We start from the raw sequence: 24702 nt of genomic DNA, 5'->3' as shown, positions 1-24702 counted from the left end.
TAGCGACAATCTTCTGGTCCCCGCCGAACGGGCCACCGGCGCGGCGCCCGACCCCGGACATATGAGAACGTACGCGGCTGTACGTGCCGTACGTGCTCACGCCCCCGACACCCCTGGACCAGACCCATGACAACATCCGCCCCGACCACCACCCCGACCAGCGACAGCAGCGGCACGGACGTCCGCCTCACCGGCATCAGCAAGCGCTACGGCGCCTTCACCGCCGTGCACCCGCTCGACCTGGCGGTCCCCGGCGGCTCCTTCTTCGCCCTGCTCGGCGCCTCCGGCTGCGGCAAGACCACCACGCTGCGCATGATCGCCGGCCTGGAGGACCCCAGCACCGGCACCGTCCGGCTCGGCGGCAAGGACGTCACGGGTCTGCCCCCGTACAAGCGGCCCGTCAACACCGTCTTCCAGAGCTACGCGCTCTTCCCGCACCTCGACATCTACGAGAACGTCGCCTTCGGCCTGCGCCGCCGCGGCGTGAAGTCCGTCAAGAAGCAGGTCGACGACATGCTCGACCTCGTCCAGCTCGGCGACTTCGCCCGCCGCAAGCCCCAGCAGCTCTCCGGCGGCCAGCAGCAGCGCGTCGCCGTCGCCCGCGCCCTGATCAACCACCCCCAGGTGCTGCTCCTCGACGAGCCCCTCGGCGCCCTCGACCTCAAGCTGCGCCGCCAGATGCAGCTGGAGCTCAAGCGCATCCAGACCGAGGTCGGCATCACCTTCGTGCACGTCACCCACGACCAGGAGGAGGCCATGACCATGGCCGACACGGTCGCGGTCATGAACGGTGGCCGCGTCGAGCAGATGGGCGCCCCCGCCGACCTCTACGACACCCCCCGCACCACCTTCGTCGCCAACTTCCTGGGCACCTCCAACCTCATCACCGCGGACGTCCTCGACACCTCCGGTGACGACATCGTCCTGCGCGCCGCCGACTCCAAACTCGCCCTGCCCGCGCACCGATGTACCGTCACCGCCCGGACGGGCGAGAAACTCCTCGTCGGGATACGGCCCGAGAAGATCACCCTGACCCACGCCGACGACGCCGGCACCATCCCCGACGGCCGCAACCGCGTCCGCGGCCGCATCACCGAGGCCGGGTTCATCGGCGTCTCCACCCAGTACCTCGTCGACAGCCCCGTGGGCACCGGTCTGTCCGTGTACGAGCAGAACATCGAGCGCGACGGCCGCCTGGTCCCCGGCGCCGACGTCGTCCTGCACTGGAACCCGGGCCACAGCTTCGGCCTGGACGCCGCGCAGAGCATCGAGGCGGGCACGGACGCGGGGGAGGGCACCTGATGGCACTGACCGGCACCCGGCACGAGCCCCCCGCCGACGCCCCGGCGACGGCCCCGGCCGCCCGCGGGAAGCTCACCCCCTACTGGCTGCTGCTCCCCGGCATCCTCTGGCTGCTCGTCTTCTTCGCGGCCCCCCTCGTCTACCAGGCGTCCACGTCCGTGCAGACCGGCTCCCTCGAAGAGGGCTTCCAGGTCACCTGGCACCTCGCCACCTACTGGGACGCGCTCACCGAGTACTACCCGCAGTTCCTGCGGTCGGTCGCCTACGCCGCGACCGCCACCGTGCTCTGCCTCGCCCTCGGCTACCCGCTCGCCTACCTCATCGCCTTCCGGGCCGGCCGCTGGCGCAACGTCCTGATGGTCCTCGTCATCGCGCCGTTCTTCACCAGCTTCCTGATCCGCACCCTCGCCTGGAAGACGATCCTGTCCGACGGCGGACCCGTCGTCTCCGCCCTGGGCGCCCTGCACGTCCTCGACCTCACCGACGCGCTCGGCGTCACCGAGGGACAGCGCGTCCTCGCCACCCCGCTGGCCGTCGTCTGCGGCCTGACCTACAACTTCCTGCCCTTCATGATCCTGCCGCTCTACACCTCGCTCGAACGCATCGACCCCAGGCTCCACGAAGCGGCCGGAGACCTCTACGCCAGGCCCCTCACCACCTTCCGCAAGGTGACCTTCCCGCTGTCCATGCCCGGTGTCGTGGCCGGCACCCTGCTCACCTTCATCCCGGCCACCGGCGACTACATCAACGCCGAGCTGCTCGGCTCCACCGACCAGAAGATGATCGGCAACGTCATCCAGTCGCAGTTCCTGCGCGTCCTGGACTACCCGACCGCCGCCGCCCTCTCCTTCATCCTCATGGCCGCCATCCTCGCCATGGTCACCCTCTACATCCGCAAGTCCGGGACGGAGGACCTGGTCTGATGGCCGCTCCCACCAAGACGCCCAAGGCGCCCGCCAAGGCGTCGCGCTGGCTCCGCCGCAACCTCGTCGTCCTCGCGGGCCTGGCCACCCTCGCCTATCTGATCCTGCCCAACGTCGTCGTCACGGTCTTCTCCTTCAACAAGCCGAACGGCCGCTTCAACTACGAGTGGCAGCGCTTCTCCACCGACGCCTGGACCGACCCCTGCGGCGTCGCCGACCTGTGCGGCTCGCTCTCCCTGAGCCTGGAGATCGCCTTCTGGGCCACCCTCGGCGCGACCGTCCTCGGCACGATGATCGCCTTCGCGCTCGCCCGCTACCGCTTCCGCGCCCGCTCCTCGGTGAGCACCCTGCTCTTCCTGCCGATGGCCATGCCCGAGGTCGTCATGGCCGCCTCGCTGGCCACCCTCTTCCTCAACATGGGCGTCACCTTCGGCTTCTGGACCGTGCTGATCGCCCACATCATGTTCTGCCTGAGCTTCGTGGTCACGGCGGTCAAGGCCCGGGTCATGTCCATGGACCCCCGCCTCGAACAGGCCGCCCAGGACCTCTACGCCACCCCGCTCCAGACCTTCCTGCGGGTGACCCTGCCGATCGCCGCCCCCGGCATCGCGGCGGGCGCCCTGCTCGCCTTCGCGCTGTCGTTCGACGACTTCATCATCACGAACTTCAACGCCGGCTCGACTGTGACCTTCCCCATGTTCGTCTGGGGAGCCGCACAACGGGGCACACCCGTTCAAATCAATGTCATCGGAACGGCGATGTTCGGCATCGCCGTGCTGTGCGTCCTCGTCGGTCAGCTGGTCGGCGGGCGCCGTAAAAGGAGCTGAGACCATGGCCGCTCGTGCCATGAACCCTGCCAAATCACTCTCCGACGCCGCACCCCGGCCCTACTGGCTCGACGACCCCGGCCGCCCGGCGGCCCTCCCCGCCCTCGTCGGCGACGAGCGGTGCGAACTGCTCGTCGTCGGCGGCGGCTACTCCGGACTGTGGACCGCGCTCCTGGCCAAGGAGCGCGACCCCGCCCGCGACGTCGTCCTCATCGAGGCCCAGGAGACCGGCTGGGCCGCCTCCGGCCGCAACGGAGGCTTCTGCTCCGCCTCCCTCACCCACGGCTGGGCCAACGGCCAGTCCCGCTGGCCCCAGGAACTGGCCACCCTGGAGCGGCTCGGCCGCCGCAACCTCGCCGAGATCGAGGCCACCGTGGCGCGCCATGGCATCGACTGCGGCTTCGAGCGCACCGGCGAGATCGACATCGCCACCGCCCCGCACCAGGTCGCCGAGCTGCGCGAGGCCGCCGACGAGGTCGCCGGGCTCGGCCTCCCCGACTACGAGTACCTCGACCAGGACGCCCTGCGCGCCGAGGTCGACTCCCCGACCTTCCTCGCCGGACTCTGGGACCGCACCGGCGTCGCCATGCTGCACCCCGCCCGGCTCGTCTGGGGCCTCAAGCGGGCCTGCCTCGACCTCGGTGTGCGGATCTACGAGCACACGCCCGGCACCGAGCTGTCCGCCCAGGGCCCCGGCGTCGTCGTCCGCACCCCCTACGGGCGGGTCTTCGCCCGGCACGCCGCGCTCGGCACCAACGCCTTCCCCTCGCTGGTCAAGCGGGTACGCCCGTACATCGCGCCCGTCTACGACTACGCCCTGATGACCGAGCCGCTCACGCCCGAGCAGCGCGACGCCATCGGCTGGCGGCGCCGGCAGGGACTCGGCGACGCCGCCAACCACTTCCACTACTTCCGGATCACGCCCGACCACCGCATCCTGTGGGGCGGGTACGACATCGTCCACCACTACGGCGGCGGCGTCCGGTCCGAGTACGACCACCACCCGGCCACCTACCGCAAGCTCGCCGAGCACTTCTTCCGCTGCTTCCCCCAGCTGGAGGGCCTGCGCTTCACCCACAACTGGGGCGGCGCCATCGACACCTGCTCCCGGTTCTCGGCCTTCTTCGGCACCGCGCACGGCGGCCGGGTCGCCTACGCGCTCGGCTACACCGGCCTCGGCGTCGGCGCCAGCCGCTTCGGCGCGGACGTCATGCTCGACCTGCTCGCCGGGGAGCGCACCGAGCGGACCGAGCTGGACATGGTGCGCAGCAAGCCGCTGCCGTTCCCGCCCGAGCCCGTGCGGTCCATGGGCATCGGCATCACCCAGTGGTCGATGACCCGCGCCGACGAGAACGGCGGCCGCCGCAACCTCTGGCTCAAGGCCATGGACAAGGTCGGGCTCGGCTTCGACAGCTGACGCCCCTCGCCCGGCGCACGCCGATCCCCTGACCGACGACGGCAGATGCGCCGGTGCGCCCCCTTCGTGTCTCCGTACGCCCCATGGCGTCGGGAACCCGCGTAATGATCCGCCGCCCGCGGCCTCTCATCCGTGAACGCAGGACGAGCGCACACGGAACGGAGGAGCCCACATGAACGGCGGCGCGGGGAACGACGAGGGCAAGAGGAGTGCGGTGGAGTGGCTGGCGTCGGCGGCACCCGACCCCGGGACGTGCCGGTGGGAGTGGGAGCGCAACCCCCTCGGGGTGGCGCTCCTGCCCGCGGGCCGGGTCTGGGACGTCCTCGTCCTCCCCAGCGGCCTCGGCTATCCCACCCTGGACGTGCTGGGCCGGTGCACCGACCGGCTGGGCCCGGTCCTCGCCGACTTCGGCGACAGCCGCATGGGGTTCTTCGTGCCGCCGGGCACCGCGGCGGGCTGGCTCGCCACCGGGGTACGGGGCGCGGGGCTCGGCAGCTGGGTGGTGGTCCCGTACCCCGGACGCCACGCCTCCGGGGTCCGCTGGGTCGTGCCGCCCGACGGTACGGGCACGCTGACGGACCCGGCGACGCTGGAGCTGGCGATGCACGAGGCGGCCGCGAACCTCGCGGGCGCCGACCGTCCCGGCGACTTCAGGGTCCGGGAGGCGGATCCGCCCGAGTGACGCGGGTGAGCGGCAGGGCGAGGGCCCACAGCACCACGCCGGACAGGCACCAGGCGCCCGCCACGTCCAGCGGCCAGTGGTACCCGCACCGCACCAGGCCGATCCCCACGCCGGCGTTGAGCAGTACATACGCGCCGAGGGCCAGGGCCCGCGGACGGCGGCCGGCGCGGGTGGCGGTCAGGAGAAGCAGCGCCGCGGCGCCGTAGGCGACGGCGGCCGTGGCGGTGTGCCCGGAGGGGAAGAAGCCGTCGTGCGCGCCGGAGGCCGCCATCTCCGGCGGCCCCGGGCGGCCGACCCAGGACTTGAGGGGGACGACCAGGGCCGGGACGGCGGCCATCGCGAGGGCGGCGCCGAACGCCGGCGGCCACCACCGGCGGCCGCGGCGGGCGCGCGCCGTGGCGAGCGCGGACACGGCGATCGCCGCCAGCAGCACGGGCAGGGCCACCGTGACGTTGCCGAGGTCGGCGAGGAAACGGGCGAGTCCGCCCGGGAAGCCGGAGTGCGCGACCGTACGGCCGAGGCGCTCGTCGAGGGCGCGCAGCGGGCCGTGCGAGGCGGTCTGCCAGGTGAGGAAGGCGAGGAGCAGGACGCACAGCGCCGGGAAGAGCCCGCGCCGGGTCCATGCCGGCGGCCCCGGAACAGGGGGGGTGGTTCCGGGGCCGCCGTGGGGACCGGGGTGCCGCGCGCCCCGGGGGGTATGGGGCGAGCGGCCATCCGATCGGTGAGGATGTCCGGAGCCGGAGGCTCCAGTGGTGTGCGCGAAGGCACGGCCGGACCGGAGCTGGGGAAGCGCCGGCGCGGCGGTGTCCGCAGTCTCCTGCGGACGGGGTGTTGCGTTCATCTGAAGAAACCGTACGGCAGGTCGAGCGCCCCGAACAGCCGGATCACTCGTCCACCACCCGCCCCGCACAGGTTCTTCACTCCGCGCATCGCTTACCCGTGGTAACCGATACCCGGGGTTACGGCGAAAGGTGTCACAGGCGGGCGAAAGCGGCCTCGATGATGTCCAGGCCCTCGTTCAGCAGGTCCTCGCCGATGACCAGCGGCGGCAGGAAGCGCAGCACGTTGCCGTAGGTGCCGCAGGTGAGGACGAGCAGCCCCTCCGCGTGGCAGGCCTTGGCGAGCGCGCCGGCGGCGGCCGCGTTCGGGGTCTTGGTGCCCGGCTCGACCAGCTCGATCGCGATCATCGCGCCGCGACCGCGGATGTCACCGATGATCGCGCCGTTGTCCAGCTTGGCCTGCATCTCGGCGAGGCGGCCCTTCATGACCTCCTCGATGCGCTTCGCCTTGGCGTTGAGGTCCATCTCGCGCATGGTCTCGATGGAGCCGAGCGCCGCGGCGCACGCCACCGGGTTGCCGCCGTAGGTGCCGCCGAGGCCACCCGCGTGCGGGGCGTCCATGATCTCCGCGCGGCCGGTGACGGCGGCGAGCGGCAGACCGCCCGCGATGCCCTTGGCCGTCGTGATCAGGTCCGGGACGATGCCCTCGTCCTCGCACGCGAACCACTGGCCCGTACGGCAGAAGCCGGACTGGATCTCGTCCGCGACGAAGACGATGCCGTTGTCCTTCGCGAACTGCGCGATGGAGGGCAGGAAGCCCTTGGCCGGCTCGATGAAGCCGCCCTCGCCGAGCACCGGCTCGATGATGATCGCGGCGACGTTCTCCGCGCCGATCTGCTTGGTGATCTGGTCGATGGCCTGGGCGGACGCCTCGGCGCCACAGTTCTCCGGGCCGGTCGGCCAGCGGTAGCCGTAGGCCACCGGCACGCGGTAGACCTCGGGCGCGAACGGGCCGAAGCCCTGCTTGTACGGCATGTTCTTCGCCGTCAGCGCCATCGTCAGGTTGGTGCGGCCGTGGTAGCCGTGGTCGAAGACGACGACGGCCTGGCGCTTGGTGTACGCGCGGGCGATCTTGACGGCGTTCTCGACGGCCTCGGCGCCCGAGTTGAAGAGCGCGGACTTCTTGGCGTGGTCGCCCGGGGTCAGCTCGGCGAGCTGCTCACAGACCTCCACGTAGCCCTCGTACGGGGTCACCATGAAACAGGTGTGGGTGAAGTCGGCGAGCTGCGCGGACGCGCGGCGCACGACGGCCTCCGCGCTGGAGCCCACCGAGGTCACGGCGATGCCCGAGCCGAAGTCGATCAGGCGGTTGCCGTCGATGTCCTCGATCACGCCGCCGCCGGCGCGCGCGGTGAACACCGGGAGCGTCGAACCCACGCCCGCCGCGACCGTCGCCGTGCGGCGGGCCTGAAGCTCAAGCGACTTGGGGCCGGGGATCGCGGTGACGACGCGGCGCTCCTGGGGGAGGGAGGGGCCTCCGGTCAGTTCGGTCATGAGTGGGCTCCAGAGGGGGAACGGTGCGGCATTCGGACTTTTAGTCGCAGGCTAGGGGCGAAATCACGCCCCCGGCATGTTCCGTAAGGGAGAAGTGCGCGTGCCGCCTTGTCCGTACCGGACATGGCGGGGCTCCCGCCACTAGATTGAGCGGCGGCGCGCAGGCGTGGCGCCGACGACCGCGGCTGGTGGGGGGCAAGGGGCAGCGATGGACACAGAGGGCACGTACGACGCACCCGGAACACGGGGTGCGGGGGGAGCGGGGGGGCTGCCGGGCCCCCGGGCCGTGCCCCCCCGCCCCGCCGAGCCACCACGGTTCGTCGCACCTCCCGTACCGGCGGCCGCCCCGCCGGCGGCCCCGGCCCACGGCGGTGGCCCGGAAGCGCCTTTCCTCGCCTGGCTGCGCACCCCCCGCCCCGCCACCCGGCCGGGCGTCTGGGCCTTCGGCCACCGGCCGCGGACACCCGAGGACCACAGCCGGGTGCCGGCCCGGCAGCTGCTGGTCGGCGCCGTGATCGCGTTCCTGTGCGGCTGGCTCCTGTGGTCCTTGCTGTGGCACGGCTACCTCGGGCCCTACTGGCAGTGGCCGCTGCGCGCCATGTTCCTCGACGTGTGGCCGGAAGGCACCCAGGAGTGGCTCGCGGCCTCGTACATCTACTACGCCCTCTGCGTGGGCGCCCTCGCGGTCGGCTTCGGCCGGATCGGCCGGTGGGCGGAGCTCTGGCGGCGCTACGGCGCGCCCCTGTGGGACCGGATCTGGCGCCCGGCCCCGGCCTTCCTCCGCCCGCCCGACCCGGAGCGCCTCCCGTCGCCCGTGCTGATCCGCCGCGGCGCCCTGGCCGCCGCCGGCGCCGTGGCCGTGTGGACGCTCTGCTGGAACGGCGCGTTCGGCGGGGTGTGGCTGTGGCCGCTCTTCCATCTGACCCCCGAGTCCTGGCAGGGGCAGATCCCCGAGTCCTTCTACGCCACCTACACCTACTACGTCCTCTTCGCTGGCCTCCTCCTCGCGGTCGCCGGCCGCGTCGGCTGCTGGCGCGAGATCCGGCGCCGCTACGGCCCGGCCGGCCGCGCCGCCGCCGAACGGCCCGGCCCCGTACCGCCCGACGGCTCCCCCGGCCCCGGGACCGCCGACCCCGAGCCGCAGGGCGACCCCGCCGACTGGCCCCAGCTGCGCGCCGCCGGAGCCCACGACGCCGCCGAACGGCTGGCGGCCGAGGCCCGTGCCGGTGTGATGAACGACGTCGACCACTCCCGCATCGAGCGCGCCTGGCAGTCGGTGCGCACCCGGCCGGGCCGGCTGGCCGCCTTCACCGAGACCGTGCTGCGGTACGGCGCCGCCGCCTGCGCGCACCCCTCCGGCGCCCGCGACCTGCCCGTCCGCGTCGCCCGGCACGACCTCGTCACCCGCCAGGTGCGGATCGGCACCGCCGCCGACGACGAGCGCAACCCCCACGACCACCGCGGCGCCGGCTGCGCCCTCGACCCCGGCCTGCTCGGCACCTCCCTGCTGGCCGTCGGACCGCCCGGCTGCGGGAAGACGGACCGTCTGGTGCGGCCCGTGCTGGAGTCGCTCTGCCTCCAGGCGCTCGCCGGCCGCACGGCCGTCGTCGCCGTCGGCGCGGCGGGGGAGGGGCTCGCCCCGGACGAGGCGTTCGACATCGTGGTGAAGATCGGACGCCCGGACTCCGCCTACGACCTGGACCTGTACGGCGGCACGGAGGACCCCGACGAGGCGGCCGCCGTCCTCGCCGAGGGCCTCATCGGCGACGTCGCCGCCACCCTGCCCGGCGAGGGCTCCCGGCGGGCCGCGATGGCGCTGGCCCAGCTCCTCGGCCCGTACCACGCGGTCCACGGCCGCTTCCCGTCCGTGCCCGAGCTGCGGGAACTCCTCGACGGCTCGGCCACCGCCGTCGCCGCGCTGCGCGCCGGACTCGCCGCCGGCGGGCACGACGCGCTCGCCCGGGAACTCGACGCGCGCGAACGGCAGGCGCACCGACCCGGCGACGCGGGACCGCTCCTCGCCGACCGGCTCGCGCTCCTCGACCGGCCGGCCTTCGCCCGCTTCTTCGACACCACCCGGCCCGGCCGCACCTTCTCCCTCCGCACCCTCGAACACCCGCTGCGGGTCCGCATCGACCTGCCCGAGCGCGGCCACGCCGAGGCGTCCCGGATGCTCGCCCGGCTCGTCCTCGCCCAGTTCACCGAGTCCACCGTGGCCCGCGCCGACCGCTCGCTCTTCGCCTGCCTCGTCCTCGACGACGCGACCCACGCCGTCACCCCCGAGGCCGTCCGCGGCCTCGGCCGGCTGCGCTCGGCCAACGCCGGGGCCGTCCTCACCCTCCGCACGCTCGACGACGTGCCGGAGTCGCTGCGCAGCGCGCTGCTCGGCTCCGTGGGCTGCCGGATGGCCTTCTCCGGGGTCACCACCTGGGACGGCGCCCGCTTCGCGGAGGTCTGGGGCAAGGAGTGGGTGGAGGCCCGCGACGTCACCGACCGCCAGGTCATCGCCCACGAACCGCTGACCCGGGCCGCGCACCTGCTGCGCCGCGCGGTCACCGGCCGGGCCGTCACCGCCCAGTCCGTGACCGTCCGCAAGGTCGAGCGGGAGCGCTGGTCCGCCTCGGAGCTCGCCCATATGGTGCCCCCTGGGCACGCCGTGCTGTCCGTGACGTCCGTGCGGGGCGCGAGCGCGCCGCCAGTGCTGGTCGACCTGATGCGCTGACGGGCCCCGCGCGCGCCGCCCACCCGCGCCGCGGATGGGCCGCGGGGCAGCGTTCGCGTGCCCGGCGAATCCTCCACTGAGGCAGAATCGGGAGCAGCCGTTCATACGGGACGGCGCAGTCGTCAGCCCTCCCGAAGGTGCCATGCCTCCTACGCTCGCCTCCCTCGTCCACCACTCCGCGCTCAAGCTCGCCGTGCTCGCGGGGGAGGACCGGCTGGACACCCCCGTCCGCTGGGCGCACGTCAGCGAGCTGGCCGATCCCGTGCCGTGGATGGACGGCGGGGAGCTCCTGCTGATCACCGCGATGAAGATCGACGCGGAGGACCGGCAGGAGATGCGCCGGTACGTGCGCCGGCTGGTCCGCGCCGGCGTCGTCGGACTCGGGTTCGCCGTCGGTGTCAACTACGAGCAGGTGCCCGCGGCGCTGGTCGAGGCCGCCGAGGCGGAGGGGCTGCCGCTGCTGGAGGTGCCGCGCCGCACCCCGTTCCTCGCCATCAGCAAGGCCGTGTCGGCCGCCATCGCCGCCGACCAGTACCGCGCGGTGACCGCGGGCTTCGAGGCCCAGCGCGAGCTGACCCGGGCGGCCGTCGGCGCCGAGGGCCCGGCCGCGCTGCTGGCCCGGCTCGCCGTGCACCTGGACGGCTGGGCCGCGCTCTACGACGCGTCCGGCGCCGTCGTCGCGGCCGCCCCGGACTGGGCGGCCCGCCGCGCCGCCCGGCTGGGCCGGGACGTCGAACGGCTCCGCGAGCGCCCCGCGCCCGCGACCGCCGTGCTGGGCAGCGACCCCGCCGAGGAGGGCGCCGACCGCGTCGAGCTCCAGTCCCTCGGCTCCGGCCGCCGGGCCAGGGGCGTCCTCGCCGTCGGCACGGCCGCCCCCCTGGGCACCGCCGAGCGCTACGCCGTCCAGTCCGCGATCGCCCTCCTCACCCTCACCACCGAGCGCTCCCGCGCCCTCCAGGACGCCGAGCAGCGCCTGGGCGCGGCGGTGCTGCGGATGCTGCTGGCCGGCGAGCCGGACCACGCGCGGGCCGTCGCCGGCGACCTCTACGGCGGACTGCTGGACGCCCCCTTCCGCGTGCTGGTCGCCGAGGCCGTGACCGAACCGCCGGCCGCCGAGGAGGCAACCGAGCCGTCCGGCGAGGCCGCGCCGCCCCCGGCCGACCCGCTGGGGCTGCTCGCGGACGCGGTGGAGACGGCGGCGGGCCGGGTGGCCGAGGCGGTGCTGACGGTTCCGGACGGTGAGCGGCTCATCGTCCTCGCGCCCGACGGCGGCGCGGCGGTCGCGGCCTGCGCGGAGCACGCGCGCGGGATAGAGGCCCGCCGGGGGACGAAGTCCCGGCCGCGGGACCGCAGCGCGGCGGCGCCCCCCTGCGACCTCGTCGTCGGCCTCTCGGCCCCCGCCGGGCCCATCGCCGCCGCGGCCGCCTACCGGCAGGCCGAACAGGCCCTGTCGGTGGCCCGCCGCCGCGGCCGCGTCCTCGTGGAGCACGAGGAGGTCGCGGCCGGTTCGGTGCTCCCCCTCCTCGCCGACGACGCCGTCCGCGCCTTCGCCGACGGCCTGCTCCGCGCCCTGTACGAGCACGACGCCACCGGCCGCGGCGACCTGGTCGCCTCCCTCCGGGCCTGGCTCTCCCGCCACGGCCAGTGGGACGCGGCGGCGGCGGACCTGGGCGTGCACCGCCATACGCTGCGCTACCGGATGCGGAGGGTGGAGGAGATCCTGGGCCGGTCGCTGGACGACCCGGACGTCCGGATGGAGCTGTGGCTGGCCCTGAAGACGACGTCGGGGCAGCAGCAGTAGGGCATTCTCGCCACCCCGTCCCGCCCCGGTCCTCAAGCGCCGGACGGGCTGAAGATCAGCCCGTCCGGCGTTCGAGGACACCGCGCGGAGCGCGGAAAAGGGGGCCCGGGGGGCTTGTCCCCCGTTCGGGAAGGGGCGGGGCGGGGAAAAGGCCCGCCGCAGGCGCACCCCTCCACCCCGCCATTGCGGCGCGCCCACCCCCACCCGTACTCCATCCCGGACAACGGCCCCCAAGACCCGCCCCCTCTACGGTGAGGGAGCCGAAATCACCTACACCTCCCGGGAGGGAAAACCGTGACTGCTCCCCACGCGTTCTGGCTGGTCGGCCGCGAGGCCACCGGCGAGGAGACCTTCGACGTCACGAACTCCTGGGACGGCCGTCTCGTCGGCACCGTGAGCGTGCCCACCGAGGCGCAGGTCGAGGAGGCCGTCGCCGCCGCGCACGCCGTCCGTGACGAGTTCGCCGCCACGCCCGCGCACGTCCGCACCGCCGCCCTCGACCACGTCGCCGCGCGGCTCACCGAGCGCACCGAGGAGATCGCCCAGCTGATCTCCGCCGAGAACGGCAAGCCCATCAAGTGGGCGCGCGGCGAGGTCGGCCGCGCCGTTTCCGTCTTCCGCTGGGCCGCCGAGGAGGCCCGCCGGTTCAACGCCGGTGACGCCCAGCGCCTGGACACCGACGCCGGCGGCACCGGCCGCCTCGCGCTGACGCGCCGCTTCCCGCGCGGCACCGTGCTCGGCATCGCGCCCTTCAACTTCCCGCTCAACCTGAGCGCGCACAAGGTCGCCCCGGCCATCGCCGTCGGCACCCCGATCATCCTCAAGCCCGCGCCGGCGACCCCGATCTCCTCCCTGGTCCTGGGCGAGATCCTCGCCGAGACCGACCTGCCGGCCGGTTCCTGGAGCGTGCTGCCGGTCCCGAACGACCGGATGCCCGCCCTCGTCCAGGACGAGCGCCTGCCGGTCATCTCCTTCACCGGCTCCGGCCCCGTCGGCTGGTCGATCCTCGACTCCGCGCCGCGCAAGCACGTCACCCTGGAGCTCGGCGGCAACGGCGCGGCCGTCGTGCTCGCCGACTGGTCCTCGGAGGAGGACCTGGACTGGGCGGCGCAGCGCATCGCCACCTTCTCCAACTACCAGGGCGGCCAGTCCTGCATCTCCGTGCAGCGCGTCATCGCCGACGCCTCGCTGTACGAGCGGCTGGTCCCCAAGGTCGTCGCGGCCGTCGAGGCACAGGTCACCGGTGACCCGTCCGACGCGGCCACCGACGTCGGCCCGCTGGTCAGCGAGGACGCCGCCAAGCGCGTCGAGTCCTGGGTGGACGAGGCGGTCGCCGCCGGTGCCACGCTCCTCGCGGGCGGCAAGCGCGAGGGCGCCACGTACGCCCCGACCGTCCTCGCGGACCTCCCGGCGGACGTGACCCTCGCGTGCGAGGAGGTCTTCGGACCGGTCCTCACCCTCTCCCGGGTGGACGGCGAGGCCGCCGCCTTCGCCGCCGTCAACGACTCGCCTTACGGTCTCCAGGCGGGCGTCTTCACGCATGACCTCCAGACCGCCTTCCGCGCCCACCGCGCGCTGGAGACCGGCGGCGTGATCATCGGCGACGTGCCGTCCTACCGCGCCGACCAGATGCCTTACGGCGGTGCCAAGCAGTCCGGCGTCGGCCGCGAGGGCGTCCGCTACGCGATGGACGACTACACCTACGAGCGGGTGCTGGTCCTGTCGGGCCTGGCGCTCTAGCCACAGGACCCGCGCGGGACGGCGCGGGGTACGGACAGGACGGCCGGACCGGCACCACGGGTGGGTGCCGGTCCGGCCGTCCGTATGTCACGCCCCGCCCGCCGGCCCCGTGGCCCGATCCTTGCGCATCATGACAGTCAGGCCGCTCGTCGCCCGTCGCCGCCTCGGGAAATCTGGAGGCCGTAGAACGGTCCGACCGCAAGGAGCCCCCTCATGAACGACGCCACCACCCCCGCCCGCATGCTCGCCGTCCGGCAGGAGACCGCGGGCGGCCCCGAGGTGCTGGAGCTGGTCGAGACCGACCGGCCCGAGCCCAACGTGGGCGAGGTCCTGGTGCGGGTGCGCGCCGCCGGGGTCAACCCGGTCGACTGGAAGACCCGGGCCCGCGGCTTCTACTACACCGGCCAGACCCCGCCGTTCGGCCTCGGCTACGACGTCTCCGGCACGGTCGAGGCGGTCGGGGACGGCGTGACCGTCCACGCCGTGGGCGACGAGGTCTACGGCATGCCCCGCTTCCCGCACCCGGCCGGCGCGTACGCCCAGTACGTCACGGCGCCCGCCCGGCACTTCGCGCCCCGGCCGCGCGGCCTCGACCACGTCCGGGCCGCGGCCCTGCCGCTGGCCGCGCTGACGGCCTGGCAGGCGCTCGTCGACACGGCCGGGGTGGGCGAGGGACAGCGCGTCCTGGTCCACGCGGCGGCCGGCGGGGTCGGCCACCTGGCCGTGCAGATCGCCAAGGCCCGCGGCGCGTACGTCATCGGCACGGCGAGCACCGCCAAGCACGACTTCCTGCGCGGCCTGGGCGCCGACGAGCTGATCGACTACCGCGAGCGGGACTTCGCCGAGGCCGTGCGCGACGTCGACGTCGTCCTGGAGGCCATCGGCGGCGACTACCCCGCCCGCTCCCTGCGCACCCTGCGTCCCGGCGGCACCCTCGTCTCCCTGCTGCCCCTGGCCGAGCCGGTGCTCACGGAGGCCCGTGAGCGCGGCCTGCGCGCCGCCCGCATCATGGTCGAGCCCGACCTCGGCGGCCTGCGCGGCATCGCCGAGCTCGTCGAGTCCGGCCGGCTGCGGACCGAGGTCGCCGCCGTCCTGCCGCTGGCCGAGGCGGCCGAGGCCCACCGGATGGGCGAGACCGGCCGCACCACCGGCAAGATCGTCCTCTCCGTCGACTGACGCCCGGGGGCCCGCGATCCGGACCCTCACCCGCCCGGGTGAGGGTCCGGATCGTTGCGCGAGGACTGGTAGAGGTACGTCGAATCGGGTAGATACGGTCGAGTAGCACCGGTCGGTAGCCGACCGGGACGGCCCCGACTCACGCGGCGAGGTGCCTGATGACCGCACCATCCGTACGACCGGTCTCCGAACGCGAAGCACGCCAGGTCGCCGAAGCGGCCCGGGAACAGGACTGGAAGAAGCCCAGTTTCGCCAAGGAACTCTTCCTCGGCCGGTTCCGCCTCGACCTGATCCACCCGCATCCCACGCCCGTGCCGGAGGACGTCCGGCGCGGCGAGGAGTTCCTCACCAAGCTCCGCGACTTCTGCGAGACCCGCATCGACGGCGCCCGCATCGAGCGCGAGGCGAAGATCCCGGACGAGACGGTCAACGGGCTCAAGGAGCTCGGCGCCCTCGGCATGAAGATCGACACCAAGTACGGCGGGCTGGGCCTCACCTCGGTCTACTACAACAAGGCCCTCGCCCTGGTCGGCTCCGTCAGCCCCGCCGTCGGCGCCCTGCTCTCCGCCCACCAGTCCATCGGCGTCCCCCAGCCGCTGAAGCTCTTCGGCACCCAGGAGCAGAAGGACACCTTCCTGCCGCGCTGCGCCCGCACCGACATCACGGCCTTCCTGCTCACCGAGCCGGACGTGGGCTCCGACCCCGCCCGGCTCGCCACCTCCGCCGTCCCCGACGGCGACGACTACATCCTGGACGGCGTCAAGCTCTGGACCACCAACGGCGTCGTCGCCGACCTGCTCGTCGTGATGGCCAGGGTGCCCAGGAGCGAGGGCCACAAGGGCGGCATCACGGCCTTCGTCGTCGAGGCCGCCGCCGAGGGCGTCACCGTCGAGCACCGCAACGCCTTCATGGGCCTGCGCGGCATCGAGAACGGCGTCACCCGCTTCCACCGGGTCCGCGTCCCCGCCGCGCACCGCATCGGCCCCGAGGGCGCCGGCCTGAAGATCGCCCTGACCACGCTCAACACCGGCCGCCTGTCCATCCCCGCCATGTGCGTCGCCGGCGGCAAGTGGGCGCTGAAGATCGCCCGCGAGTGGTCGGAGGCGCGCGAGCAGTGGGGCAAGTCGATCGCCGAGCACGAGGCCGTCGGCGCCAAGATCTCCTTCATCGCCGCGACGACCTTCGCGCTGGAGGCGGTCCTCGACCTCTCCGGCCAGATGGCCGACGAGAACCGCAACGACATCCGCATCGAGGCCGCCCTCGCCAAGCTGTACTCCAGCGAGATGGCCTGGCTGATGATGGACGAGCTGGTCCAGATCCGCGGCGGCCGGGGCTACGAGAGCGCCGCCTCGCTGGCCGCCCGCGGCGAGCGCGCCGTCCCCGCCGAGCAGATGCTGCGCGACTCCCGCATCAACCGCATCTTCGAGGGCTCCACCGAGATCATGCACCTGCTCATCGCCCGCGAGGCCGTCGACGCCCACCTCTCGGTCGCCGGCGACCTCATCGACCCCGAGAAGTCCCTCGGCGACAAGGCCCGCGCCGGAGCCCGCGCCGGCGGCTTCTACGCCCGCTGGCTGCCCAAGCTGGTGGCGGGCCCCGGGCAGCTGCCCACCACGTACACCGAGTTCCACCCGGCCGGCCACCGCGACCTGGCCGGCCACCTGCGGTACGTCGAGCGCTCCTCGCGCAAGCTCGCCCGCTCGACCTTCTACGCCATGTCGCGCTGGCAGGGCCGGATGGAGACCAAGCAGGGCTTCCTCGGCCGCGTCGTCGACATCGGGGCCGAGCTCTTCGCCATGAGCGCCGCCTGCGTCCGCGCCGAGCGGCTGCGCACCGAGGGCACCCACGGCCGCGAGGCCTACGAGCTGGCCGACGTCTTCTGCCGGCAGGCCAGGATCCGCGTCGAGGAGCTCTTCGGGCGGCTGTGGACCAACACCGACGACCTCGACCGCAAGCTCGTCTCCGGCGTGCTCGCGGGATCGTACGAATGGCTGGAGGCCGGCATCGTCGACCCCAGCGGCGACGGCCCCTGGATCGCGGACGCCACCCCCGGCCCCGCCACCACCGACAACGTCCACCGGCCCATCCGCTGAGACCCGGCGGGCGACCCGCTACCAGACCGGGGCGCCCGCCGGACGCAAATGTTCCGCCACGGGGGCGGGCGGGGGGATCCCTGTCCGCCCACCGGCGGGAAGACGTAACAATGGAGCCCATGACGGACTCCCTCGCTGACCCGCATCTGCGCTACTCCGCCCCCACCGCCCCCGGGGCGCCGCGCGAGATCGTGATCCTCGGCTCGACCGGCTCGATCGGCACCCAGGCCATCGACCTCGTGCTCCGCAACCCCGGCCGCTTCACGGTGACGGCCCTGTCCGCCGCCGGCGGCCGGGTGGGGCTCCTGGCCGAGCAGGCCCGCCGGCTGCGGGTCCGCGCCGTCGCCGTCGCGCAGGCCGACAAGGTGCCCGCGCTGCGCGAGGCGCTGGCCGCGCAGTACGGGACCGAGCCGCTGCCCGAGATCCTCGCGGGCCCCGAGGCGGCCACCGAGCTCGCCCGCAGCGAGTGCCACACCGTCCTCAACGGCATCACCGGCTCCATCGGCCTCGCGCCGACCCTCGCCGCCCTGGAGGCGGGCCGCACCCTGGCGCTGGCCAACAAGGAGTCGCTGATCGTCGGCGGCCCGCTGGTCAAGGCGCTGGCCAAGCCCGGGCAGATCATCCCGGTCGACTCCGAGCACGCCGCGCTCTTCCAGGCCCTGCTCGGCGGCACCCGCGCCGAGGTCCGCAAGCTGGTCGTCACCGCCTCGGGCGGCCCCTTCCGCGGCCGGACGAAGGCGGAGCTGGCCTCCGTCACCCCTTCGGACGCCCTCGCGCACCCGACCTGGTCCATGGGCCCGGTGATCACGATCAACTCGGCCACCCTGGTCAACAAGGGCCTGGAGGTGATCGAGGCGCACCTGCTCTACGACATCCCCTTCGACCGCATCGAGGTCGTCGTCCACCCGCAGTCCTACGTCCACTCGATGGTGGAGTTCACGGACGGCTCCACGCTCGCCCAGGCGACCCCGCCGGACATGCGCGGCCCCATCGCCATCGGCCTCGGCTGGCCCGAGCGGATCCCGGACGCGGCCCCGGCCTTCGACTGGTCCAAGGCCTCCACCTGGGAGTTCTTCCCGCTCGACGAGGAGGCCTTCCCCTCGGTCGGCCTCGCCCGGCACGTCGGCGGCCTCGGCGGCACGGCGCCCGCCGTCTTCAACGCGGCCAACGAGGAGTGCGTCGACGCCTTCCTGGCGGGCGCGCTGCCGTTCAATGGGATTGTCGATACCGTCGCCGAGGTGGTGGCGGAACACGGCACCCCCGCCTCGGGAACCCGGCTGACGGTCCCGGACGTCCTGCAAGCGGAGACCTGGGCCCGCGCCCGGGCCCGTGAACTGGCCGCCCGCAAGGCGGCCCGTACGGTGAAGACAACCTCGGAGGCCCGCGCATGACAACACTGATGACGGTCCTCGGGATAGTCGTCTTCGTGGTGGGCCTGCTCTTCTCGATCGCCTGGCACGAACTGGGACACCTGTCCACCGCGAAGCTCTTCGGCATCCGGGTGCCGCAGTACATGGTCGGCTTCGGGCCGACGCTGTTCTCGCGGCGCAAGGGCGACACCGAGTACGGCATCAAGGCCATCCCGCTCGGCGGCTACATCCGCATGATCGGCATGTTCCCGCCCGGCGCGGACGGGAAGATCGCCGCACGCTCCACCTCGCCCTGGCGGGGCATGATCGAGGACGCCCGCTCGGCGGCCTTCGAGGAGCTCCAGCCCGGCGACGAGTCCCGGCTCTTCTACACGCGCAAGCCGTGGAAGCGCGTGATCGTGATGTTCGCCGGACCGTTCATGAACCTGGTCCTGGCCGTGGTGATCTTCCTCGGCGTGATGATGTCCTTCGGCATCAACACACAGACGACCCAGGTCTCCACGGTCTCGGACTGTGTGGTCAAGGCCACGGACAAGACGGACAAGTGCTCCCCGGGCGCCAAGGACTCCCCGGCCAAAGCCGCCGGACTCCAGCCGCGCGACAAGATCGTCGCCTTCAACGGCCACAAGGTCGACGACTGGTCCACCCTCCAGAAGGACATCCGCCGCACCACCGGCCCGGCCACCCTCACCGTCGAGCGGGACGGCACCCGCAAGACCCTCCACGCGAACCTGATCTCCAACCAGGTCCAGAAGTACGACGGCAAGGGCACCCCCCTCAAGGGCGAGTACGTCACCGCGGGCTTCCTGGGCTTCACCCCGGCCACCGGCGTCGTGCCCCAGTCCTTCGGGCAGTCGGTCGACCGTATGGGTGACATGGTCCAGTCCGGCGTGGAATCGCTGATCGCCCTGCCCAGCAAGATCCCCGACCTGTGGAACGCGGCCTTCGACGGCGGCGAGCGCAAGGCGGACTCCCCGATGGGCGTGGTCGGCGCCGCCCGCGTCGGCGGCGAGGTCTTCAACCTCGACATCCCGCCGTCGCAGCAGATCGCGACCATGCTCTTCCTGGTCGCGGGCTTCAACCTCTCCCTGTTCCTGTTCAACATGCTGCCGCTGCTGCCGCTGGACGGCGGACACATCGCGGGAGCGCTGTGGGAGTCGGTGCGGCGGGCCTTCGCCAAGGTCTTCCGCCGCCCCGACCCGGGCCCGTTCGACGTGGCGAAGCTGATGCCCGTCGCCTATGTGGTGGCCGGCATCTTCATCTGCTTCACGCTGCTGGTCCTGATCGCGGACGTGGTGAACCCGGTGCGGCTCACGTAGCGCCTTGCCGGCGGGGCGCGGGTGGGGGTGCACCACCGCTGCGCGGCGGTGTCCTCGCTCTCCCCCGACGGGCTGCTGTGCTGTGTCCTCAAGCGCCGGACGGGCTGATATCAGCCCGTCCGGCGCTTGAGGACGCGCCCGCAGGGCGCCGGCCGCCGTAGGCGGCGACGACGGGGCCGCAGTCGAAGGCCCGCCGGACACGCCTTGGCCCAGCCCGGCCCCGGCCCGCAATGTGCCCCGAAGGGGCCCGGTGCCGTAACCTCGAAGGCCGGAGCCCGCCGATCTCGGGACCTTGATTCACACCTTGGGGTTGCTCGCCAGATGACTGCGATTTCGCTTGGAATGCCTTCCGTTCCGATCAAGCTCGCCGACCGCAGGGTCAGCCGCAAGATCCAGGTCGGCTCCGTGGCCGTCGGAGGCGACGCACCCGTGTCGGTGCAGTCGATGACGACGACCCGGACCTCGGACATCGGCGCGACGCTCCAGCAGATCGCCGAGCTCACCGCCTCCGGCTGCCAGATCGTCCGCGTGGCCTGCCCGACCCAGGACGACGCCGACGCGCTGCCGGTCATCGCGAAGAAGTCGCAGATCCCGGTGATCGCCGACATCCACTTCCAGCCGAAGTACGTCTTCGCCGCCATCGACGCCGGCTGCGCCGCGGTCCGGGTCAACCCGGGCAACATCAAGCAGTTCGACGACAAGGTCAAGGAGATCGCGAAGGCCGCCGGCGAGACCGGTACCCCGATCCGCATCGGCGTCAACGCCGGCTCCCTCGACGCCCGCCTGCTGGCCAAGTACGGCAAGGCCACCCCGGAGGCGCTCGTCGAGTCCGCCCTGTGGGAGGCGTCCCTCTTCGAGGAGCACGGCTTCCGCGACATCAAGATCTCGGTCAAGCACAACGACCCGGTCGTGATGGTCAACGCCTACCGCCAGCTCGCCGCCCAGTGCGACTACCCCCTCCACCTCGGCGTCACCGAGGCGGGCCCGGCATTCCAGGGCACGATCAAGTCGGCCGTGGCGTTCGGCGCGCTGCTCTCCGAGGGCATCGGCGACACCATCCGCGTCTCCCTGTCGGCCCCGCCGGCCGAGGAGATCAAGGTCGGCATGCAGATCCTGGAGTCCCTGGGCCTGCGCCAGCGCCGCCTGGAGATCGTCTCCTGCCCGTCCTGCGGCCGCGCCCAGGTCGACGTCTACAAGCTCGCCGACCAGGTCTCCGCCGGCCTGGAGGGCATGGAGGTGCCGCTGCGCGTCGCCGTCATGGGCTGCGTCGTGAACGGCCCCGGCGAGGCCCGTGAGGCCGACCTCGGCGTAGCCTCCGGCAACGGCAAGGGCCAGATCTTCGTCAAGGGCGAGGTCATCAAGACCGTCCCCGAGTCCAAGATCGTGGAGACCCTCATCGAGGAGGCCCTCAAGCTGGCCGAGCAGATGGAGAAGGACGGCGTCGCCTCCGGCGAGCCCGAGATCAGCGTCAGCGGCTGAGCCCGGCGCCGGCTCCGCCCGGCCCGTACCGGACATCACGATGCCCCGCCCCCACCGGCGGGGCATCGTCGTGCCCGGAGGAGTCCGCCTTCGACGGGGGAGGTGTGCGCGGACCCGGAGAGGTACAGTTCCAAGACCTGTTCCCATGGCCACCGGCCCGCGACGGTGAGGCATACCCACACGTGTTGACGACGACCACCACCAAGGTCCTGGAGCCCGGTGAACTCGACGCCGCCCTCGCCGTCCTCGACCGCGAACCCGTCGCCAACGCCTTCGTCGCCGCGCGTGTCCAGGTAGCCGGCCTCGACCCCTGGCGGCTCGGCGGCGAGATGTGGGGCTGGTACGCCGGCGGCCGCCTCGAATCCCTCTGCTACGCCGGGGCCAACCTCGTCCCCATCTGCGCCGGCCCCGAGGCCGTCCGCGCCTTCGCCGACCGCGCCCGCCGCGCCGGCCGCCGCTGCTCCTCCATCGTCGGCCCGGCCGAGGCCACCGCCGAGCTGTGGTCCCTGCTCGAACCGCACTGGGGACCCGCCCGCGAGGTCCGCGCCCACCAGCCGCTGATGGTCACCCACGCCATGCCCGCCGACATCCAGCCCGACCCGCACGTCCGCCGCATCCGCAAGGACGAGATGGACGTGATCATGCCGGCCTGCGTGGCGATGTTCACCGAGGAGGTCGGCGTCTCCCCGCTCGCCGGCGACGGCGGACTCCTCTACCAGGCCCGCGTCGCCGAGCTCGTCGGCGCCGGGCGCTCCTTCGCCCGGATCGAGGACGGCCGGGTCGTCTTCAAGGCCGAGATCGGCGCCGCCACCACCCGCGCCTGCCAGATCCAGGGCGTCTGGGTCGCCCCCGAGTACCGCGGCCGCGGCCTCTCCGAGACCGGCATGGCCGCCGTGCTGCGGTACGCCCTGCGCGAGGTCTCCCCGGTGGCCAGCCTCTACGTGAACGACTACAACACCGCGGCCCGGGCCGCCTACCGCCGCGTCGGCTTCCGGGAAGTCGGCGCGTTCATGAGCGTCCTGTTCTGACCGGACCGCCGCTCGGCCGCCCCGCCCGGGTAGCCTCCGGACATGGATGACATCGCGGTCGGGAACCTCGACCTCGCCGCGCGGGTGGACGACGCGCTGGCCGTGCAGGCGCTGGCCTTCGGGCTCAGCGACGAAGAGATCGCTGTACGGCGCCACATCGTGCTCCGGCACCTGACGTCACCGGGCGCGCGGGCCCTCGGGGCCACCACGGCGGGCGGCCGGCTCGTCGGCTTCGTCTACGGCATGCCCAACGACCGCGCCCACTGGTGGTCCGGCGTCGTCGAACCGTATCTGCGCGCCACCGGCTCCGAGGGCTGGCTCGACAACGCCTTCGTCATCACCGAGCTGCACGTCCACCCCGACTTCCAGAAGCGGGGGATCGGCCGCTCCCTCATCACCACCCTCACCGGGAGCGCGGCCGAACCGCGCAGCATCCTCTCCGCCATCGACATGGAGAGCCCGGCCCGCGCCCTCTACCGCAGCCTCGGCTACCGCGACCTCGCCCGCCCGGTGATCTTCCCCAGCGCGCCGAGCCCGTACGTGGTGATGGGCGCGCCGCTGCCGCTGCGCGAGCGGCCGTGAGAACCCGTTTTCGCCCCACCGGCGGCTGCCGATAATCTCCTGGGATTCCCCCCGAGCCCGCAGGAGATCTGATGGCCCCCGTCCAGCGCATGTCCACGACCATGCTGAAAACCCTGCGTGACGACCCGGCCGACGCCGAGACCGCGAGCCACAAGCTGCTGGTCCGCGCCGGGTACGTCCGCCGTACCTCCGCGGGCGTCTGGACCTGGCTCCCGATGGGCAAGAAGGTGCTGGAGAACGTCTCCCGCGTGGTCCGCGAGGAGATGGACGCCATCGGCGGCCAGGAGGTCCTCCTTCCCGCCCTGCTGCCCAAGGAGCCCTACGAGGCGAGCGGCCGCTGGGAGGAGTACGGCGACCTGCTCTTCCGGCTCAAGGACCGCAAGGGCGCGGAGTACCTGCTCGGGCCGACGCACGAGGAGATCTTCACCCTCACGGTCAAGGACCAGTGCACGTCCTACAAGGACCTGCCGGTGATGCTCTATCAGATCCAGACCAAGTACCGGGACGAGGCGCGCCCCCGCTCGGGCGTGCTGCGCGGCCGCGAGTTCCAGATGAAGGACTCCTACTCCTTCGACACCACGGACGAGGGCCTCGCCGAGTCCTACCGTCTGCACCGCGAGGCCTACACCCGGATCTTCGAGCGGCTCGGCCTCGACTACCGCGTCGTCTCCGCCGTGTCGGGCGCGATGGGCGGCTCGGCGTCCGAGGAGTTCCTCGCCCCGGCCGCGGCCGGCGAGGACACCTTCGTCGACTGCCCCGCCTGCGACTACGCGGCCAACACCGAGGCGGTCACCGCCGTCGTCGCCCCCGCGGACCCCGCCGGGCACGGCCCCGTCGAGGAGCTCGACACCCCCGACACCCCGACCATCGAGTCCCTCGCCGAGCACCTCGGCGTGCCCGCCTCGGCCACCCTCAAGAACCTCCTCGTCAAGATCGACGGCGAGATCACGGCCATCGGCGTGCCCGGCGACCGCGAGGTCGACCTCGGCAAGCTGGGCGAGCACCTGGCGCCCGCCGTCGTCGAGTTGGTGACGGCCGAGGACTTCGCCGGCCGGCCCGACCTCGTCCGCGGCTACGTCGGCCCGCAGGGCCTGAAGCTGCGTTACCTCGCCGACCCGCGCGTGGCCCCCGGCACGGCCTGGGTCACCGGCGCCAACAAGCCCGACACGCACGCCCGCAACGTGGTCTGCGGCCGGGACTTCGAGGTCGACCAGTACCTCGACGTCGTCGTGGTCGAGCAGGGCGACCCCTGCCCCCGCTGCGGCGCCGGCCTGGAGATCGGCCGCGCGATCGAGATCGGCCATATCTTCCAGCTCGGCCGCAAGTACGCGGACGCGTTCGGCCTCGACGTCCTCGGCCCCCAGGGCAAGCCGGTCCGGGTCACCATGGGCTCGTACGGCATCGGCGTCTCGCGCGCAGTCGCCGCCCTCGCCGAGCAGACCCACGACGCCTCCGGCCTCTGCTGGCCCCGCGAGGTCGCCCCGGCGGACGTCCATATCGTCGCGGCCGGCAAGGCCCTCCAGACCGAACTCGCCCTGGAACTCGCGGAGAAGCTGGGCGCGGCGGGCGTGCGCGTCCTGGTCGACGACCGGGCGGGGGTGTCGCCGGGCGTGAAGTTCACGGACGCGGAGCTGATCGGTGTGCCGACGATCCTCGTGGTCGGGCGGGGGGCGGCCGACGGGGTGGTGGAGCTGAAGGACCGCCGGACGGGGGATCGTGAGGAGCTCACGGTCGCGGAGGCGGTCGGGCGGCTGTCGGCGCGGGTCTGACGTCCGGGGCCGGGCGCCTGACGGCGGGTCTTTCCCCGACCCGCCCCTTCCCGGACCGGGGGCGAGCCCCCGGGCCCCCGGTCCCGGGCAGCGATTCAGCCCGTCCGGCGTTTGAGGACCGGGGTCCGGGGCGGAGCCC

18 protein-coding genes are annotated in these 24702 nt (G+C 73.2%); 16 read left to right on the top strand and 2 right to left on the bottom strand.

Annotated elements, in window-relative coordinates; translation table 11 throughout:
* Positions 1–126: 126 nt before the first annotated feature.
* From SMD11_RS09360 to SMD11_RS09340, 5 genes are all read left to right on the top strand, one after another.
* Positions 127–1302: an ABC transporter ATP-binding protein gene (locus SMD11_RS09360; protein WP_087926011.1), complete on the top strand. Its 1176-nt coding sequence runs from the start codon at positions 127–129 to the stop codon at positions 1300–1302.
* Positions 1302–2225: an ABC transporter permease gene (locus SMD11_RS09355; RefSeq protein WP_199843833.1), complete on the top strand. Its 924-nt coding sequence runs from the start codon at positions 1302–1304 to the stop codon at positions 2223–2225. Before SMD11_RS09360 ends, SMD11_RS09355 begins: the two co-directional genes overlap by 1 nt.
* Positions 2225–3052 (top strand): ABC transporter permease, encoded by an 828-nt coding sequence (locus tag SMD11_RS09350; protein WP_087926010.1) that lies wholly within the window; start codon positions 2225–2227, stop codon positions 3050–3052. The genes SMD11_RS09355 and SMD11_RS09350 overlap by 1 nt, the downstream gene beginning before the upstream one ends.
* Positions 3053–3056: 4 nt before the next feature.
* The gene (locus SMD11_RS09345; protein WP_234365974.1) at positions 3057–4469 is read left to right on the top strand and encodes an NAD(P)/FAD-dependent oxidoreductase; all 1413 of its coding nucleotides are present in this window, start codon (positions 3057–3059) and stop codon (positions 4467–4469) included.
* Positions 4470–4641: 172 nt separating this feature from the next.
* Entirely contained in the window at positions 4642–5151 is a 510-nt protein-coding gene (locus SMD11_RS09340) for a hypothetical protein (protein WP_087926008.1), read from the top strand.
* Here SMD11_RS09340 and SMD11_RS09335 read toward each other — a convergent pair.
* Both SMD11_RS09335 and gabT read right to left on the bottom strand, forming a co-directional pair.
* Positions 5120–5992, bottom strand: coding sequence for a phosphatase PAP2 family protein (locus SMD11_RS09335; RefSeq protein WP_087926007.1), 873 nt, complete (start codon positions 5990–5992; stop codon positions 5120–5122). The genes SMD11_RS09340 and SMD11_RS09335 overlap by 32 nt on opposite strands.
* Positions 5993–6125: 133 nt before the next feature.
* Positions 6126–7484 carry a 4-aminobutyrate--2-oxoglutarate transaminase gene (gene gabT, locus SMD11_RS09330; RefSeq protein WP_087926006.1) on the bottom strand — a complete coding sequence of 453 codons (1359 nt, stop codon included), beginning with the start codon at positions 7482–7484 and terminating at the stop codon, positions 6126–6128.
* A 208-nt stretch (positions 7485–7692) separates the two neighbouring features.
* Between gabT and SMD11_RS09325 the strand changes: the two genes are divergently transcribed.
* The 11 genes from SMD11_RS09325 (at position 7693) to SMD11_RS09275 (ending at position 24563) form a co-directional block, all read left to right on the top strand.
* Entirely contained in the window at positions 7693–10206 is a 2514-nt protein-coding gene (locus SMD11_RS09325) for an ATP/GTP-binding protein (RefSeq protein ID WP_087926005.1), read from the top strand.
* Positions 10207–10348: 142 nt separating this feature from the next.
* Positions 10349–12007: a PucR family transcriptional regulator gene (locus SMD11_RS09320; RefSeq protein ID WP_087926004.1), complete on the top strand. Its 1659-nt coding sequence runs from the start codon at positions 10349–10351 to the stop codon at positions 12005–12007.
* 294 nt (positions 12008–12301) lie between these two features.
* Entirely contained in the window at positions 12302–13747 is a 1446-nt protein-coding gene (locus SMD11_RS09315) for an aldehyde dehydrogenase family protein (RefSeq protein WP_087926003.1), read from the top strand.
* A 213-nt stretch (positions 13748–13960) separates the two neighbouring features.
* Positions 13961–14923, top strand: coding sequence for an NADP-dependent oxidoreductase (locus tag SMD11_RS09310; protein WP_087926002.1), 963 nt, complete (start codon positions 13961–13963; stop codon positions 14921–14923).
* A gap of 158 nt (positions 14924–15081) precedes the next feature.
* Positions 15082–17016, top strand: coding sequence for an acyl-CoA dehydrogenase family protein (locus SMD11_RS09305; protein WP_087926001.1), 1935 nt, complete (start codon positions 15082–15084; stop codon positions 17014–17016).
* Positions 17017–17135: 119 nt separating this feature from the next.
* A complete protein-coding gene (gene dxr, locus SMD11_RS09300) occupies positions 17136–18407 on the top strand; it encodes a 1-deoxy-D-xylulose-5-phosphate reductoisomerase (RefSeq protein WP_087930379.1) in 1272 nt (423 codons plus the stop codon).
* Positions 18404–19705, top strand: coding sequence for a M50 family metallopeptidase (locus SMD11_RS09295; protein ID WP_087926000.1), 1302 nt, complete (start codon positions 18404–18406; stop codon positions 19703–19705). Before dxr ends, SMD11_RS09295 begins: the two co-directional genes overlap by 4 nt.
* A gap of 321 nt (positions 19706–20026) precedes the next feature.
* On the top strand, positions 20027–21184 hold the full coding sequence (gene ispG / locus SMD11_RS09290; protein ID WP_087925999.1) for a flavodoxin-dependent (E)-4-hydroxy-3-methylbut-2-enyl-diphosphate synthase: 1158 nt from the start codon (positions 20027–20029) through the stop codon (positions 21182–21184).
* Between the two features lie 182 nt (positions 21185–21366).
* Entirely contained in the window at positions 21367–22212 is an 846-nt protein-coding gene (locus SMD11_RS09285; protein ID WP_087925998.1) for a GNAT family N-acetyltransferase, read from the top strand.
* Between the two features lie 42 nt (positions 22213–22254).
* Positions 22255–22794 carry a GNAT family N-acetyltransferase gene (locus tag SMD11_RS09280; RefSeq protein WP_087925997.1) on the top strand — a complete coding sequence of 180 codons (540 nt, stop codon included), beginning with the start codon at positions 22255–22257 and terminating at the stop codon, positions 22792–22794.
* 71 nt (positions 22795–22865) lie between these two features.
* A complete protein-coding gene (locus SMD11_RS09275) occupies positions 22866–24563 on the top strand; it encodes a proline--tRNA ligase (RefSeq protein ID WP_087925996.1) in 1698 nt (565 codons plus the stop codon).
* Positions 24564–24702: the final 139 nt, after the last annotated feature.

Origin of the sequence: Streptomyces albireticuli, assembly GCF_002192455.1 — a bacterium.
Classification (GTDB): Bacteria; Actinomycetota; Actinomycetes; order Streptomycetales; family Streptomycetaceae; genus Streptomyces; species Streptomyces albireticuli_B.
The sequence above is the reverse complement of the archived record's forward strand: the minus strand, read 5'-3'. Positions and strand labels throughout refer to the sequence as shown.

What these genes read in the sequence shown, in the direction of transcription:
- SMD11_RS09340 (WP_087926008.1), top strand. Translation starts at nt 4,642, where the DNA reads ATGAACGGCGGCGCGGGGAACGACGAGGGCAAGAGGAGTGCGGTGGAG.
- SMD11_RS09325 (WP_087926005.1), top strand. Translation starts at nt 7,693, where the DNA reads ATGGACACAGAGGGCACGTACGACGCACCCGGAACACGGGGTGCGGGG.
- SMD11_RS09355 (WP_199843833.1), top strand. Translation starts at nt 1,302, where the DNA reads ATGGCACTGACCGGCACCCGGCACGAGCCCCCCGCCGACGCCCCGGCG.
- dxr (WP_087930379.1), top strand. Translation starts at nt 17,136, where the DNA reads ATGACGGACTCCCTCGCTGACCCGCATCTGCGCTACTCCGCCCCCACC.
- SMD11_RS09280 (WP_087925997.1), top strand. Translation starts at nt 22,255, where the DNA reads ATGGATGACATCGCGGTCGGGAACCTCGACCTCGCCGCGCGGGTGGAC.
- ispG (WP_087925999.1), top strand. Translation starts at nt 20,027, where the DNA reads ATGACTGCGATTTCGCTTGGAATGCCTTCCGTTCCGATCAAGCTCGCC.
- SMD11_RS09305 (WP_087926001.1), top strand. Translation starts at nt 15,082, where the DNA reads ATGACCGCACCATCCGTACGACCGGTCTCCGAACGCGAAGCACGCCAG.
- gabT (WP_087926006.1), bottom strand. Translation starts at nt 7,484, where the DNA reads ATGACCGAACTGACCGGAGGCCCCTCCCTCCCCCAGGAGCGCCGCGTC.
- SMD11_RS09295 (WP_087926000.1), top strand. Translation starts at nt 18,404, where the DNA reads ATGACAACACTGATGACGGTCCTCGGGATAGTCGTCTTCGTGGTGGGC.
- SMD11_RS09345 (WP_234365974.1), top strand. Translation starts at nt 3,057, where the DNA reads ATGGCCGCTCGTGCCATGAACCCTGCCAAATCACTCTCCGACGCCGCA.
- SMD11_RS09320 (WP_087926004.1), top strand. Translation starts at nt 10,349, where the DNA reads ATGCCTCCTACGCTCGCCTCCCTCGTCCACCACTCCGCGCTCAAGCTC.
- SMD11_RS09310 (WP_087926002.1), top strand. Translation starts at nt 13,961, where the DNA reads ATGAACGACGCCACCACCCCCGCCCGCATGCTCGCCGTCCGGCAGGAG.
- SMD11_RS09335 (WP_087926007.1), bottom strand. Translation starts at nt 5,992, where the DNA reads ATGAACGCAACACCCCGTCCGCAGGAGACTGCGGACACCGCCGCGCCG.
- SMD11_RS09275 (WP_087925996.1), top strand. Translation starts at nt 22,866, where the DNA reads ATGGCCCCCGTCCAGCGCATGTCCACGACCATGCTGAAAACCCTGCGT.
- SMD11_RS09360 (WP_087926011.1), top strand. Translation starts at nt 127, where the DNA reads ATGACAACATCCGCCCCGACCACCACCCCGACCAGCGACAGCAGCGGC.
- SMD11_RS09350 (WP_087926010.1), top strand. Translation starts at nt 2,225, where the DNA reads ATGGCCGCTCCCACCAAGACGCCCAAGGCGCCCGCCAAGGCGTCGCGC.